Source organism: Petroclostridium sp. X23 (assembly GCF_030013905.1).
Lineage (GTDB): Bacteria > Bacillota > Clostridia > SK-Y3 > SK-Y3 > X23.
On sequence record NZ_CP124862.1, the window covers coordinates 1020340 to 1036305 of the forward strand.

The window sequence follows — 15966 nt, forward strand, 5'->3', positions numbered from 1 at the left end:
TTTTCCTCCTATTTAACTCTTAAAGAGCATTATTATTTAACACTTCTTTGATGATTTTAGGTGTTCTACGACACTTATCTTTTGTTACGGCACAGAGTGAAAAACGAATTCCATAAGGCATTGCTACAATATATACATGCTTTTCCTTTAATTTCTCTGCTATTAAATCTGAATTCTTGCAAGGAACTGCAATGAAGAATCCACTTTTATAAGGGCAGCATTTAAGTCCACACTGTTCTGCTTCTTCCAAAAAAGCTCTACTTCTTGCGGCGATTATCTCTTTAAAAAGATTTCGCTCCATATCAGCACTTGTTTTTTTCTCTGAATTTAAACAAATATCTATCAATAGCTTTTGTGCACTCCGAACGGTATTGGACCAAACAGATCTTGACGAAAACGCCATCGCCTGTTTAAACATTCGCATGGCTTCCTCTGTATGAGCCAAACAAACGAGAGCGCCACAACGCATACCGCATATTGTATAGCTTTTTGACATACTAAAAGCAACAATTACCATTACATTTTCAGGCATTTCTGAAATTGAATCGAATATTTCTCTGCTTTCTTCAAAAGTACCATCAAAGTCAATATAAGAGACATCCAGGCATAATGTAATTTTTTTAGTGGAATTTCGCGCATGTTTTTTAATTATTTCCACAACATTATCCATTTCAATTTTTGTCATTGAATAGCCGGTAGGATTATGTGCGGGTGTATTTAAAATGATGAGAATATGATTTTGCTCATGTGCCAACTCATCTATCTTATCATCGAGACCTTTAAGATTGAAAGAATCATATTCGTTAAACATTTCAAAAGTTTCCAGTCTTCGGTTATGCTCTTCACAAATCCCTTTATATGGCCCCCAATTCCAGTTCGTGGTAATAACTGCTTCCCCATCGTCTAAAAAATTCCATACAGCATGCCGCAATGCTCCACAACTACCTGGTGTCGCAACAGACTCTACAAAATGATCGCTGACTTCTTTCCCAAACAGAGAAACTTGAACCGCTTTATTAAATTCCGCCAATCCTGCGATGGGTGCGTAACTGCACATATCCTCTATGCTCATGTTTCTCAGCAAATTTTCCACAGTTGGAAGGATCATCAATTTGCCGTTATCATCCATACATTCTCCTAAGGTAGAATTTATTACTTTGTCTTCTCCATACAATGCTGCCGCCCTTTTTGCTATCTGGTTTGCCATATAGATTTTGTCAGGAGCATACTCCCTGACCGCATGCTCTGCCAGGGTCAAGTATTTCATCTCCATTCCTTTTCACCTCTTTCCCTTTACCTCCCTGCCTGTATCTATATTCTATAACGTGAGATACTCAGATGTAAAATACGGATCTTCTATATGCATATAGTATGGAACTATATAATTTTCATCACAGCATCTGTCCTAGCATATTAAGCTTCAGAATTGAATAAAAAAATAGTGATTAATCAACCACTACCTATTTTTTAATATTGCTACTTTGCTTTATTGCTATATTCATCTTTCATAAATTTTATAAGTTTATAAGAATCTTTATATAAATGTTTTCCTTTTTTTGTTAGCATGCCGATTGTTGCGAACATGGGCTTATCTAGTGAAATACTGACAATATCTTCATCATATTTTACTGCTTCTCTTAGCAAAAAAGTAGCTAACCCCGCATTTCTAACAAGATTTTTAATTGTGTGCAGTTGATCTGTAAATAACTTTACTAAAGGTACAATGGATTGTTGATTGCATCGCTTTTGCAGCCTTTTACTTGTATAAAAAGTATAAGGAAATAAAACCAGAGGTTCTTTACATGCTTCCATAAGTGATATACACTCTCTTTTAGCAATTGGATTTTCCGCACTAATACAAAAACAGATTTCTGTTTGAAATAATGTCTCCCAATGTATATTATCACTTTCAACATCTATAGCAGCAATAGCCATATCCAATTGTTCTTCTAAAACCATTTTCATTGTATTTATTGCGCCACCTTCAATTAGTTCAAGTTCAATTTCCGGATAAACTTCTTGAAACTTATTCATAATAATCGGCAAAAAATAAGCGCCCACTTGAAGTGGAATTCCTAGTTTAATATGATTTCTTTTCCCTACTAAATCATGCATCTCTTCCATCAAGGCGTTAATATCATCTAGAATTTGGTTTACTCTCTTTAGGAAGAATTCACCTTCACTTGTTAAGTCTAATCTTTTATTCACTCTCTGGAATAAATTCACTCCGATTTCCGCTTCCAATTCTTTCATTGATGTAGTTATAGAAGGTTGAGAAACATGTAATTCTTTTGAGGCTTTTGATATACTACCATTTTTACATATAGCTTGGAAATACTGTAGTTGTATTATTCTCATTTCTATACACTCCAATCTCATCAATTGTTAAGATTTATTCTAAAGCTTTAAAGAATCTTATCATATCTCATCAAATTATACCACTTTATTTTAAACATCAAACTTTACTATACTTTTTAATCTTTTTGAATATACTTAAGAACAAACTTAAAAATCCTAATTTATCCTATTTAACTCACATTCAGCATGAATAAATTACCATGCATTATTTATGTAAACTTGAATGGAATTTAGAACTTTTGGCGAATCTCTTTTATATACAAAATTATAGGAGTGATTCGTATGGCAAAAGCTTCAAAGAAGTCACATAAACACAAAAGAAATAAAAAGCGTAAAATTACTATACTGCATCCGGCAAAAGTAGAGCAACCTTTGATCCTTCCTTTTGCTTTACTGCTTGCAAACAAGTTTTTAAAACTCATTGGTTTTGTTGAATTCATAGATGGTAGTGTTGAATGGGATGAAAGTCATTGGAAAGTGTCTCCCGGTAATTTAGCTAAGGCCGTGATATTGGCAACATTTATGCAGGTACGAGCCCCACTTTACAGGATCAAGCGGGCATTTGCCGGTTATGATACTGAAGCATTGTTTGGCAAAGGGGTTATGCCAGAACACTTAAATGACTATTCCATCGCACGTGCATTAGAGCGAATTAATGCCTTGGTCATGCTCATGAACATCTCACTTCTGATTCGTGCAATTGTTCAGTACAAGATTCGTAAAAGTATCAATGAATCAGAAGAGGAGCTTCCACGTATTGGCTGGAATAACAAGAAGCTTGAAAACCCTACCATCAAATATGTGCTTGAAGCTTTAGAAAAAGCATACTTTGTCAAAGAACAAGAAGATACCTACAGTTATGGGTTTTATAGCGAACACCAACAATTAACTGTAACAACAGTGCTGGAACTGCTAGACATAGACATTGAAGAATTCTTAGAATGACAGTTAACACGACATCCATAGTAATCTCGAAAATGTATTATTAATAAAAGGGATATATTGGGTTGCCGGAGTTAGTGGTATACCTTGGTTCAGCGCGCTTTTTTTACGTAAGCTATGGTAAATCCACTAATTCTGACCGTAATCATGCTCATTAGCAAGTTGATATATCGCTACGCAACATAAAAGGGTAGTGGTAATTTATTCATGCTGAATGTAAGTTACTTCAAAAACAAAGCCTGGAAATCACATTCCAGGCATATGTGCAATTATATTATTGATCTTAATGTTGGGTCTGATTTTGCTGCTGGTCCGGATTGTTAAAACTTGCAGGTTGAGGATTGTTTACATCAAAAAATTTACCCGGGGTCGATAAGTCAAAATACAGTTTGGAATCTTTTGTTATCCCCCAGTCTTTTTGCGATCCACTGTCTTGAATTTTATTGAAAGCTTCTCTGAATAAGGTGTTATGAGCTTCCTCCCTATTCAATAGAAAGTCAATAGTTTCTCTGACCCCTTTATCATTTATCTGCCTGTGAAGATACTCATATACCACTTTTGCCCTTTGTTCTGCAGCAATGTTGGAAAGTATATCTGCCGCTAAATCACCGGTTTCATTCACATAGGCCGCTGTCCAGAGCTGTCCTGATGCGTTTGTCAGCATTGGAGCAAGTCCGGTTAATACATGGGCTTCAATATTGCCTACCGTTGTATTTTGCGCATCCAGATCATGACCGTTCAGCATATTTATTGTGGTTGCTACCATTTCCATATGGCTTAATTCTTCTGAAGCTATATCAAGGAATACATCTTTTATTGCAGGGTCCTTAATGCGGAAGCTCTGTGAAAGGTACTGCATTGCTGCTTTGAGTTCGCCTTGCGGCCCCCCAAGCTGTTCCTGCAGCATAGCGGCATAGTTTGGATTAGGTCCATCAACTCTGACATCATGTAATAACTGCTTTTCATGTTTGAACATAAGTTCATCTCCTTTTTGTTTTTACAATCAGTTATTTTTATATTTACATACCTACACTCTTTTTTAGTATGCACAGTAATGGATTAAATTATAGAACTAATCCTCAGAGACAGATAATGATATAAGTATGGATGAATAACCATTGCAAACTATATTCTAAAATACGCATACCAATTTGTTGAAACTGATAAATATGTAATTTGCAGAGCCCATGTGGAATTTGAGTATTCCTGCTATTTTAAAAGCATACATTGATTATATTTGTGTGGTTGGAATTACATTATACATGTGGAGTAAACAAGGGAAGATTACCATTTTCATATGCACTCTGAGCCAATTCTTTGCTTTGCTGTTCAGTAAACGGCTGATTTTTAATAATTACCATAGGATTATGGATATGCTCACCACCGTGCTGGGCTTGAGGCATATTTTTCCTGAATATCGCAATATACTTCGGTGCGTCTTTTACCGGGATCCCTCTGTTTTTTAACGCAAGGATGGCAGTTGCTACAATTTTGCCCAAGTCCTCCTGGTCATGAGCTAAGAACGCAAGCTTACCATCCTCATTCAAGTGTGCTAAATAATCCTGCATAGCTTCAATGGTACAGATGTAATTCTCCGATAATGCATATCCTGCACCTTGTGACGTGCTGGTCATAACAAGAGATAAAAAGATAACATCATACTTATCTTGTGTCTTTCTTATATAATTCCTGCCGTCTTCTCCATACACTCTCACTTCCGGTCTATCATAAATGTTCCCGTCAATGCTTTTGCTGTTACAGTATTTTAGATAATTTCACTGCACTCAAACTATTTTTTGACTGTCCTGAGAAAAAAGAATGCAATAATGATTCCTAAACATGCTGAAATCATCATAGGATAAAAAACATATATATAAGTACCGAAAATATCACGAAGCTCTCCTGAAATAAGGGCACCTCCCATAGCGCCTACTCCATATGCCGTAAAAACAAACCCATAATTTTTAGTATAATACTTTTGCCCAAAAAATTCTGCCGTTGCAGCAGGCGCTATCGCTAACCACCCTCCTAAAACTAACCACAATAAAGAAAAAGTAATCCCATACAAAATGGTCGCGTTTTCCTTCATGCCTACTAATAAAATAGCGGATAGAATAATAATTACAAAGGATGCTAATGAAGTTTTGACAGGCCCTTGAACATCGGTAAGCCATCCAAACAATGGCCTTCCAACACCATTAAAAATAGCAAATAATGAAATCATCACAGCTGTACTATCCGGGCCTAAAGCAACCATCTCTTCGCCAACCGGTCCGGCTATACTCACTGCCATCAACCCATTAAATGTACCAATCGAAAAACATATCCATAATGCATAATATCTACTATCTTTAAACATTTGTTTTGTTTCAATATCCGGTATTGCTATACTTCCATCTACAAAACCCATCTTGCTAACGAATGATTCCTGTGGAAACTTAAACGGCAGTGCCGTTAGGATAATAATAAATAAAAACATGATACCCAATATTTTCATCGTTTCAAGCAGTCCACAAAAATCCAAAAGCCATCTCGCCAAAGGTGCTGTTACAAAGGGGGATAAACCAAATCCTAATAAGGTTAATCCGGTAGCGAAACCCTTTTTGTCGGGAAACCATTTGGAAATAGTTGCTATAACTGCACCATATGAGGCTCCCACTCCTCCTCCTGCAATTACTCCATACGTAAACACCATTGCTAGGATATTACTTGTATACCCGGATAGGTACCACCCTAAACCAACCAATATCCCTGCCCCAACAATGACCTTAGAAGGTCCATGCTTTTCAAGCATGATACCTGCAAAAGGCATTACTCCTGCATACATAACCAAAAACACCATATACGGCAAACCACTTTGAGTAGCACCTATGTTAAATAATTGTTCCAAAGGCTTTCGGAAAATACTCCATGAATATATTGTACCTAAACATATAAACATAAGCATGCCGAGAATAACAAACAACCATCTTCCTTTTACCGGTGGCAAACCGAGGATACCTTTTCTATCCAGCTACATCACCCCCTCAGATCATTCCTTTTCCATTATCGTTCATTGTAACAGTAAATCTGCTTTGTAACAGTAAATCTGCTTTTAATGCAATGCTTTCTACTGATTTCTTGAAGCTTTTTTACTCAACGACTTCTAACAAAAATCAATTTATATAATTGCACCAATACTAGCGGAATAAATGCCAGTCCATACATCGCCGTATACTGTTCATGACTTAACGGTGCTACTTCAAAAATTTCTGCCAGCGGCTTAAATGTCATGACTAGTTTTAACAACAAGTACCCAATAATCACTGACAACCACAAAAATCTATTTGAAAATATCCCTGCCTTAAAAATTGACTGCTTTGCCCTTGAATTAAATCCGTGTAATAATCTCGCAAGACATAATGTTGCAAAAGCCATTGTACTTCCAACCATTGTATCTCCCGTTGCCAACCCTATATGAAATGCTGCTATTGTACTTGCAGCAATGACCAGACCTTCCACCAGCACTTCCACCCCAAAGGATTTATTCAGGATTGGACTGTTAATTGCTCTTGGCTTTTCGTTCATAATGCTTTCATTATGCGGCTCCAATCCTATTGCGATTGCGGGAAGGCTGTCAGTTACCAGATTAATAAACAGCAGATGCACCGGTGCAAAAGGAACCGGCAATGCAGCAATGGATGCATACAATACCGATAAAATTCCGGCAGTATTTCCTGCTAAAAGAAACTTTATGGAGTTTTTAATATTGGCATATATGCTTCTGCCATTAGAGATTGCCTTTACAATTGTAGAAAAGTTATCATCCGTCAAAATAATAGATGCAGCATCTTTGGCAACTTCTGTCCCCGTAATCCCCATCGCAATACCGATATCCGCCTGTTTTAACGCCGGAGCATCATTTACACCGTCTCCGGTCATTGCAACTACATTACCCCTCTCCTGCCATGCCCGCACTATCCTTATTTTATGTTCCGGCGATACCCTTGCATATACAGCAATCTTTTGGACTTTATCTTTTAATGCTTCATCACTTAATGAATCAAGCTCGTAGCCTTCTATTGCCTCTGATTCATCCTTTAGAATGCCTATCGCTTTTGCTATAGCTGAAGCAGTGACCTTGTGATCTCCCGTTATCATCACGGGTTTGATTCCTGCACTTATGCAGTTTGCTACTGCCGGTGCCGATTCTTCCCTCGGCGGGTCCATCATCGCAATTAATCCTATAAAGATAAGATCCTTTTCATCATCTAATCCTACGGTGCTGCCTTCATCTATTTCCTTATAGGCAAATGCCAACACTCTTAAACCGTTTTTCGAGAATAATATATTGGTTTCTTCTGTTTTATTTTTTTCTTCTTTCGCGAGTGGCACTATTCCAGTGCTTTTTTGCACCCTTGTTGCTCTATGAAGCATCACATCCAGTGCACCTTTGACAATCATCATCGTTTTACCATCAATATTATGAACGGTACTCATGAGCTTTCTGTCAGAGTCAAAAGGTATTTCCCCTAACCTAGGGTAATGTTCCCGCATATCCTGCTCATCCAGATCATAGATCTCACCTAGATTTACCAGCGCAATTTCCGTCGGATCTCCGATTTTTTTATCTTTTACCGTTACTGCATCATTACATAATAATGCCGCTTGTACGAGCTTTTTCTCCAACGGTTTGTCATGGTCCAAATTGTCGTGCTCCAAAATCTTGCCATCTATAAAAACTTTTTGCACTGTCATCTTATTCTGTGTCAAGGTGCCGGTTTTATCTGAGCAGATTACCGAAATACTACCAAGGCTCTCAACTGCATGCAGTTTTCTTACAATTGCATTTTGCTTCGCCAGGTTCTGTGTGCCGAGTGCCAACACAATGGTCACAATGGAGCTCAATGCCTCCGGTATTGCTGCTACTGCTAAAGAAACTGCAAACATAAATGATTCAGCAAGCGGATGGCCTCTGAATAAGTCAAGCGCAAAAACCAATGAGGATATAGCAAGCACTACAATAGCAAGTTTTTTGCCGAAAGCATCAAGGTCCTCCTGCAGGGGTGTTTTCTTTTCTTTTGCACTTTCCAGCAAATTTGCAATCTTTCCGATCTCCGTATTCATACCGATTCCGGTGACAACAGCCACCGCCCTGCCATACGTCACAAAACTTCCTGAAAAGACCATATTCTTTCTGTCTCCAATGGCGATATGTTCCCCCTCAATTACATCTACCGTTTTTAAAATGCTCTCGGACTCTCCGGTCAATGAACTCTCATCTACTTGTAAGCTATATGCCTCAAAGATTCTTCCATCCGCGCTTATATAGTCTCCTGCATCCAGATAAAGAATATCACCAACCAACAGCTCCCTTGACGGAATTTCTAGCTTCTGTCCATTTCTTAATACTTTGGCTGTTGGAGATGATAAGGCCTTAAGGCTCTTTAACGATTGTTCCGCCTTAATATGCTGCGCAGTTCCCAAAACTGCATTAATAATGACTACAACCATAATTACTAAAGTACTCTCGATTTTGCCCAAAAATCCAGAAATAATTGCTGCGCCTATCAATATTAGCACTAAGAAATCTTTGAACTGCTCAAGAAATACTTGGGCCGTGCTTTTCTTATGCTGCTCTGCCAACTCATTAAAGCCTTGTTCCTGCCTTCTCTTCCTTATCTGTTCATCACTTAAACCATTTTTTGTAACGCTTAGATGTTCCATCACAGTTATTGTTGGCATTCTGTAAAACTCATTCATTTATCCTGCTCCTTTTACGCAAATGTGATAACATTTTATATCCAGCATGAAAACACAGGAATAGCATCGTATCCCTATGTTTTAATTTTTAAGTTTATCTACTTTATTTAATATCCTTACAACTTCTTCTTACATTGAACCGCAGCATGATAAATGTCTTTATCTGCTATTCCTAGAATCTGAGCAACCAGAATTCGCTCAGTTTTGATCCATTTATAGGTTTCATGAGCGGCCTCCCTTCTTTCTCTTTGGACTTTTGTTTCTATTTTTCCGTATATGTAAAGACTTATACCTATTATGAAGTAGAAAAGCAAATTAAAAGATATAAGTTACCGAAGCTATAAAGTTAAGTAGGTTGATAAATGAAGTTTATTAAACACACTTAACTTATGGATTTGGGCATGGTTTATTGGGTTCATCCATTATATGCTCCCAAATTAGGCAGGTAGATCCCGGTGCAACTTGAAGATTCATGAAAATAAGTGGCGCCTTCTACAGTAGACCCATGAACGGTTACCCATCCCTCTTGCTCTCCAATATTAAGAAGTATTTCATAAATACCTTTTTTAGCACTCGGGCATGGGTACAAATTATAAGAGAATAACTCATGCATATCGGTAAGCCTATTGTGTACAACTACTTGCTTTCCATCAAAATGAGTATGCCGAAAAGGAGGCGCAAGAAAAATTGCTGCTCTAGGCTTAAAATCTTTAGGGATCTGACTTCGCGGAATAAAGCCTTGAAGGTCTGCTAAACCACCGGCAAAAAACGCTGCGTTTTGGGGAGCCACTAGTATAGCTGGATATCCTAGTTCCATTCCCCCTACCATAAAGGGTAGTAATAATAATTTTTGAGTTTTGAGCCACTTAAATGTATCTTTTCTCAGACTTTGAAAATTATCACCATAAATATCCCGATATCTTGGCTTATCTGTCTCCTTTTTATCTGCTATCACCATGCAATCCGGGCCTCTTCTGCGCATATCTGCATCGGTATAATTAACAATAGCACCATTATTACATCTAGTTACCGTAACTTCATTAATTTTACCAAATCCCGGAACATCATAAACCACTTTAAATAAATCGTTTTCTTTATTTCCAAGAGCCATGCTTAGGATTTCTTCGTGGCATTCTGGTATCACTACATCATGTCTCTTTGCTAAAAGATCTGTTAATTCTTCTGATATAATGAATTTTTTGAACATTTGATTAATCATTTTATTTATCACTCCTTAGAATACTTTAGAAGTAGTTAACCTTCTCATAAACCTTGCAATATGTTTTTTCACGGACCACTTACGACTGGTCATAAAAAAAGCCAATATTTAATGACTTTTAAAAGTCATTAAATATTGGCTTACGTTTCGTTTGGTTTGCAACCCTTCGTCCTGTCTTCCAACAACCTAATTATTAAGTTAAATTTCAATTACAGATAGCATTATACTATAAGAATGAGATAAATGCAATATAACTTTTCTGGAAACTGCTTTACTGATTTTTGCTTCAATCTGTCCTTTTGTCATATAATCTCGCCTTTTGACTTCTATCTGTAAATATTATAAATAATATCCATACGGATTCAAACTTAATCATCTATTCCGATACAGAATAATCTCTAAAAAATCAGTATTCAAATCAACTTCTACTTTATCAATCATCATTCCTATTAGAGACAGTTCTGTACCCACATCCGAGTCTCCGGCCAGCTCCCAATAATATTCTTCTATTTCTTCTTGTTTAGGAGTTTGTAAAGCTTTTAACAGTTTATAAACTTTTTTGTTTTTATCTTTTGTATAATTACTTCTTAACGATATTTTATAGTCATCTAAACGCTCTTGTATATTAACATTAATATCTGTGGCACCTATTGAGAATAAATAAGTAATTAATTCATCTACGATTTTTGATACCCTTTTGCGTTGATGCTTCATTATATCTCTTCCTTTCTCAGCGCTTCTATAATCGGAACCATTGTTGCTGCTACTATTCCTGCAGCAAAACCGGTATTATATAAATTCAAACCACCGTGCAATACCCCTACATTAAGAACAACGGAGGAATTTATAAAACCTGCCAACATTCCATATTTCCATCCAAATTGCCCGGCTATAGGGGCAAGAGCAGTGCCAAATAATGCTGCCAATAATATTGGAGGATCATTGATATTCCATATCTTAGTAAAGCTTCCTAAAAAGACTCCTAAAAGAACAGGAGTCATGTTCTTTACGTGTTTTCCAAAAGCACCAAATCCGACTATAGTGAGTATACCACCTATAGTCGGGCCATTTAAATCTCCCCCTACTAAAAGAATATATGCCATACCGATCAAACCATTTACTCCCATATTTATTAGAGCCGGTCCAAAGCCTTCCAGTGTAACAAAATCACATACAAGTCTTCCTGAATATGAAAAAATATTTCTTACATTTCTAAAGGTTTTTCCATTCAAATAAAATCCTACAACAATCATAGATACGAATAAGACCGTTAAAAATATCCCTAATATTACATTATTCCCTGTACTCCATACCAATTTACTGGTAGGTGCAAATCCATAAGATCTAAATACGGAAACAATAACAGTTCCGATGATCCCTGCGGTAAAACCAACATTGTATAAATTAAACCCTTGATGCACTCTCAGTAAATATGCTGACAATGGCGGCAGAATAAAACCGATACCGAGTCCAATAAAAATACTTAATGAAATTCTGAATATCATAGGTTGCTTTATACTAAACATAATTTCAGTAATGGTAGGTGCCATACTGGTTCCAAAGAGAGCAATATATATATATTTTGAAAATTTGTCTTTTTGAGTTTTTGCATATAAAAACGCACCTATGATAATTAACCATATATTAGCGATATTTTTGCCGAACAGTGCAAATCCTGTCATTAAAAATACCGATGCGATGGAAACACCACCGATATTAATTTTTAATCTATACAAGATAAAAATAGATACAAGGGTTAATACACCAGCATTAATAAATGTAGCACCCATACCTCCTATTGCAATATAATCTGTAATAAGTACACCCGGCTCTTTTATAATCCTGTATAATCCCTTTATTATGTCTGAAGGGGTATCTGCCAGTAATCCAAACATAATAAATGAAAAAGCATATATTGTCAATATCCGATATTTTGTACTATTTGGAATTTCAGGACTATTGCCTATATTTTTCTTAGTTAATATATCTTTTATAATAATACCCCTTTCCTTAACTTAAATCCTAGTAATATAACCACCCTTTTTTATATTGCCCTTTCCTTATATATAATAAAAATATTTTTACCCACAATAATATCTTCCTGTTAAAATCTACAAAAAAGAAGTGCGGAGTCCAATCGCACTTCTTTTTTGTATAAATAATCTTAAGGAGAATTTTAAGCAATATTGTTCCTACATTCTTATAGGCATTAATTTTAAATAATCTTCAAGTGTTCCATCATCCATACAGCATTCAATAATTCTTTTGCCTAGAGGATTTAAATCCGGTGTAATAAACTGCTTGAGCTCTTTCTTAAAGAAATCGCTTAATATCTTAGCTCCAGCATCATATCCTTCGTTTCCTACCTCCGGCTGGCAGTTAACCTGCAAAAAGCCTTTCGGTAAATGTATTCCATCTATCTTCAAACTTTGCAGTGAATATCCTAAAAGGGCACATCTGGATGGCTCCAACTGTTCAGGTCTAAAGCGTGCGCTTCCTCTTCTAGCCATATATTCTCTGGCAATCCATTGCGGCATAAACCCTACCTTATATACACCTATATGCTGATTAGGAATGAGTTTAAACCTTGTGCTAGGCGTATTTCCAATTTGTTCAAGCAGCAGATTGGCTTGATCAACCATTCTTCCTGTTGCAAACGGCCAGTATGACCCTACTCCTTCACTGCTCATGCCTACACTATCGGTAATGCTTGGGTTATCATGTCCCCGGGGTGCTACCAACCTCCATAACCATCCCAAGCTTGGAGGAAGCACATGGAACAATCCCATAATACCATAAGACGGCTGTTCTTTTGTGCAAGCCGGTGTTCTTACCCCGAAGCTTCTAATATCTATTTCCACCGGTTCATCTACCGTATCGGGAACAAACCTTCTTGGCATAATGACCCTCGGATTAGGGCATGCTTTTCCCGGCTCATCCATAATATGCTCCCATATTAAGCATGTAGAATCCGGCTTACCATCAAGGTTTAAAAATATTAAAGGCTCTTTGGGATGAATACATAGTTTTTCATAATGAGGATCGGTGCCATACTTTGTAATATGGTTTATCCTCAAAAACCATCCCTGCTCCGCATCCTTTACCACCAGCTTTTTACTTCCATTCTGCAAAGACGGATGGCATAGAGCCATATCATCGGTAACCGGCTGCAGTTCGCATGTATCGGTTAATTCGATATATAGTTTCTCACCGGTCAGTGTATGCTTTCCTAATACAATTCTTCCATCCATTTGTCTCTGGATGTGTTCGATCATCTCACTTTTTCCGCCGCCGCTGGCGCCTTCATGCATAATTGTAATAATGTTCTCATACGGCGTAATCACTCTTACCGTTGAAGCATGAACAGTAACCCAACCTTCTGCTTCTCCGATATTTAACAATACCCCATAGATACCTTTTTTTGCACTAGGTCCCGGATATAGGTTATATGAAAATAGCTCATGCAGTCCATTCAGCCTGTTATGCACAACAATTTGCTTTCCGTCAAAATGCGTATGTCTAAAAGGTGGCGCAAGATATATTATGGCCTTTGGTTTAAAACCCTCGGGTATTTCATCTTGAGGGATAAATCCCTGCAAATCTGAAAGACCTCCTGCGAAAAAGCCTGCATTATCTGGTGCTACCAGCAGTGCCGGGTAGCCAAGCTCCTGCCCACCTGCCATAAAAGGCATGAGGATAAGGTCTTGCTTTCCCAACCATTTAAAAGTAGAATCACGCAAAGGTTTGAAGTCTGCCCCATACTTATCTTGATATTTAGGTTTATCGGTTTCACCTTCATCTGCAACCACCATACAGTCAGGGTCCCGTCTCCTCATATAGATATCTGTATAGTTTACCGCTGCGCCATTTTTACATTTTGCAATAGCAGCTTCAACAATTTTACCTTTTCCTGGCACATCATAACTTACTTCAAAAATGTTGTTTTTTTCATTTCCCAAAGCAAGCTGTAAAAGCTGCTGCCTGCTCTGAGGTATAGTAACGTTATCTACTTTATCCAGCGTTTTTTTCAATTCTTCAGGTAGTATAAATTTGTTTAAGATCTTTTTAGACATTGTCCTTCTCCTTCTTAACAATTATTTTAACCGTAAAACTAAAAATAATTAAATAAAAAAGCCAACATTCGCTAGTATTTTACTAGCGAATGTTGGCTTACATCTCGACTGGTATTATTACCTTTCGGATCGTCTTCCAACTTATTTTTCACTTGTCCTTGTATTTACAATTTCTACATCAATTACTATGTTTGAATTATAACATAACCCATAATAAAATGCAATAATCTTTTTATATTCTTTCATTTTTTATATCAACCGTTATTTTTTTCAATTTCATCTACTTTCCTCAATACCATCTCTGCCAAGTTTTTCTTGTATTGCTCTACTGCATAGTAAATATCTTCATCCGCTGTTCCTAGAATCTGAGCTGCTAATATTCCTGCATTTTTTGCTCCATTGATTGCGACAGTTGCCACGGGAACACCAGGGGGCATTTGAACAATTGAGTATAAGGAATCTATACCGTTTAAGGTACTGCTTTTAACAGGAACCCCAATAACAGGAAGAGCAGTGAAAGATGCGACCATCCCAGGTAGATGGGCAGCTCCGCCGGCACCCGCAATAATCACCTTTAAGCCTTTGCTTTTTGCTTCTTTCGCATACATATATAATCTATCAGGTGTTCTATGAGCTGATACAATTGTCATTTCATATGGAATGTGTAGCTGACGTAAAATCTCTGCACCCTCTTGCATTACTGGTAAATCTGAATCACTTCCCATGATTATTCCTACTATAGGTTTCATAAATTCCCTCCTTTTCTTCTAATGTTTTATAGAAATAGTATAAACACAAGCCCCTGATTTATCCGCTCTTTCTTTTGCGTTTCCTAATATTTATGCTATGTTCAATGTAACATGGGATATATTGCTTAAGTGAGGAGAGCTTAGAGACTCCCCACCTAATAATTGCTGCAATACCATTTTACCCATTAAGTGTAACATTTTCTAATCTTAGTGCATTGAATACTAATTTTGTAGTAACTTCAAATAACTTATTACTTTCCACATTTACTAGCTTAACGGTATCGCTATAATACTCAAATAGGGGTACTGTCTGTTTATGGTAGACTTCAAGCCTTTTAATAATTGTTTCTTCTTTATCATCATCTCTCTGGATTATCGCAGTATTACATTTATCACAAACCCCATCATACTTTGGCGGCTTATCTTCTATATGGTATACAAAGTTGCACTGTGGGCAAATACGCCTTCCAGACAATCTGTTTACAATACTTCTATCGTCCAAAGTAATATTAAGGATCTCATCAAGTTGTATATTCAAGTCTTTCAAAATCTCATCAAGAAACACTGCTTGTTGTATTGTTCTCGGGAAACCATCCAGTATAAACCCATTCTTACAGTCATCCTGTTTTAATCTATCCCCTACGATTTCCACCGTTAATTCATCCGGAACCAAACTTCCTTTTTCAATATACTGCTTCGCTTTAATACCTAAGTCAGTACTATTGGCAATATGATATCTAAATATATCACCGGTTGATATATGCGGCACCGAAAGTGCTTTGGCAATCAATGTAGCCTGACTACCCTTTCCTACACCCGGCGCCCCAAGTAACATTAACCTCATAATTTTCTCCCTCGCTTCACTTTTCACATAATTCTATTA

At 37.0% G+C, this 15966-nt stretch carries 13 protein-coding genes and 1 pseudogene; 2 read left to right on the forward strand and 12 right to left on the reverse strand.

What is annotated here, in order from left to right:
- Positions 1 to 19: 19 nt before the first annotated feature.
- Together QKW49_RS05115 and QKW49_RS05120 are read right to left on the reverse strand one after the other, a co-directional pair.
- Positions 20 to 1273 carry an aminotransferase class I/II-fold pyridoxal phosphate-dependent enzyme gene (locus QKW49_RS05115; RefSeq protein ID WP_282866483.1) on the reverse strand — a complete coding sequence of 418 codons (1254 nt, stop codon included), beginning with the start codon at positions 1271 to 1273 and terminating at the stop codon, positions 20 to 22.
- A gap of 203 nt (positions 1274 to 1476) precedes the next feature.
- Positions 1477 to 2358 carry a LysR family transcriptional regulator gene (locus QKW49_RS05120; protein WP_282866485.1) on the reverse strand — a complete coding sequence of 294 codons (882 nt, stop codon included), beginning with the start codon at positions 2356 to 2358 and terminating at the stop codon, positions 1477 to 1479.
- Between the two features lie 282 nt (positions 2359 to 2640).
- On the opposite strand from QKW49_RS05120, the gene QKW49_RS05125 reads away from it, so the two are divergent.
- On the forward strand, positions 2641 to 3303 hold the full coding sequence (locus tag QKW49_RS05125) for a DUF4277 domain-containing protein (RefSeq protein WP_282866076.1): 663 nt from the start codon (positions 2641 to 2643) through the stop codon (positions 3301 to 3303).
- Between the two features lie 280 nt (positions 3304 to 3583).
- Here the strand turns inward: QKW49_RS05125 and QKW49_RS05130 are convergent, their stop codons facing one another.
- A complete protein-coding gene (locus QKW49_RS05130; protein ID WP_282866486.1) occupies positions 3584 to 4276 on the reverse strand; it encodes a manganese catalase family protein in 693 nt (230 codons plus the stop codon).
- Between the two features lie 147 nt (positions 4277 to 4423).
- Between QKW49_RS05130 and QKW49_RS05135 the strand changes: the two are divergent.
- Positions 4424 to 4556, forward strand: a pseudogene (locus tag QKW49_RS05135) (NAD(P)H-dependent oxidoreductase); the annotation flags it as partial.
- On the opposite strand, the gene QKW49_RS05140 reads toward QKW49_RS05135, so the two are convergent.
- The 9 genes from QKW49_RS05140 to QKW49_RS05180 all read right to left on the reverse strand — a co-directional run bounded on the left by QKW49_RS05140 (position 4557) and on the right by QKW49_RS05180 (position 15927).
- Entirely contained in the window at positions 4557 to 5009 is a 453-nt protein-coding gene (locus QKW49_RS05140; RefSeq protein WP_282866487.1) for a hypothetical protein, read from the reverse strand.
- Positions 5010 to 5089: 80 nt separating this feature from the next.
- Positions 5090 to 6289, reverse strand: coding sequence for an OFA family MFS transporter (locus QKW49_RS05145; protein ID WP_282866488.1), 1200 nt, complete (start codon positions 6287 to 6289; stop codon positions 5090 to 5092).
- A 146-nt stretch (positions 6290 to 6435) separates the two neighbouring features.
- Entirely contained in the window at positions 6436 to 9042 is a 2607-nt protein-coding gene (locus tag QKW49_RS05150; protein WP_282866489.1) for a cation-translocating P-type ATPase, read from the reverse strand.
- A gap of 415 nt (positions 9043 to 9457) precedes the next feature.
- Positions 9458 to 10261, reverse strand: coding sequence for a DUF4914 family protein (locus tag QKW49_RS05155; RefSeq protein WP_282866490.1), 804 nt, complete (start codon positions 10259 to 10261; stop codon positions 9458 to 9460).
- A 372-nt stretch (positions 10262 to 10633) separates the two neighbouring features.
- Positions 10634 to 10975, reverse strand: a complete 342-nt coding sequence (locus tag QKW49_RS05160) for a hypothetical protein (protein ID WP_282866492.1) — start codon at positions 10973 to 10975, stop codon at positions 10634 to 10636.
- Complete coding sequence (locus tag QKW49_RS05165; RefSeq protein WP_349239123.1) at positions 10975 to 12261, reverse strand: DUF1576 domain-containing protein; 1287 nt, start codon at positions 12259 to 12261, stop codon at positions 10975 to 10977. Before QKW49_RS05165 ends, QKW49_RS05160 begins: the two co-directional genes overlap by 1 nt.
- Positions 12262 to 12453: 192 nt before the next feature.
- Entirely contained in the window at positions 12454 to 14334 is a 1881-nt protein-coding gene (locus QKW49_RS05170; protein ID WP_282866493.1) for a DUF4914 family protein, read from the reverse strand.
- A 254-nt stretch (positions 14335 to 14588) separates the two neighbouring features.
- Positions 14589 to 15083, reverse strand: a complete 495-nt coding sequence (gene purE / locus QKW49_RS05175) for a 5-(carboxyamino)imidazole ribonucleotide mutase (protein WP_282866494.1) — start codon at positions 15081 to 15083, stop codon at positions 14589 to 14591.
- 178 nt (positions 15084 to 15261) lie between these two features.
- Positions 15262 to 15927: an adenylate kinase gene (locus QKW49_RS05180; RefSeq protein WP_282866495.1), complete on the reverse strand. Its 666-nt coding sequence runs from the start codon at positions 15925 to 15927 to the stop codon at positions 15262 to 15264.
- Positions 15928 to 15966 lie beyond the last annotated feature (39 nt).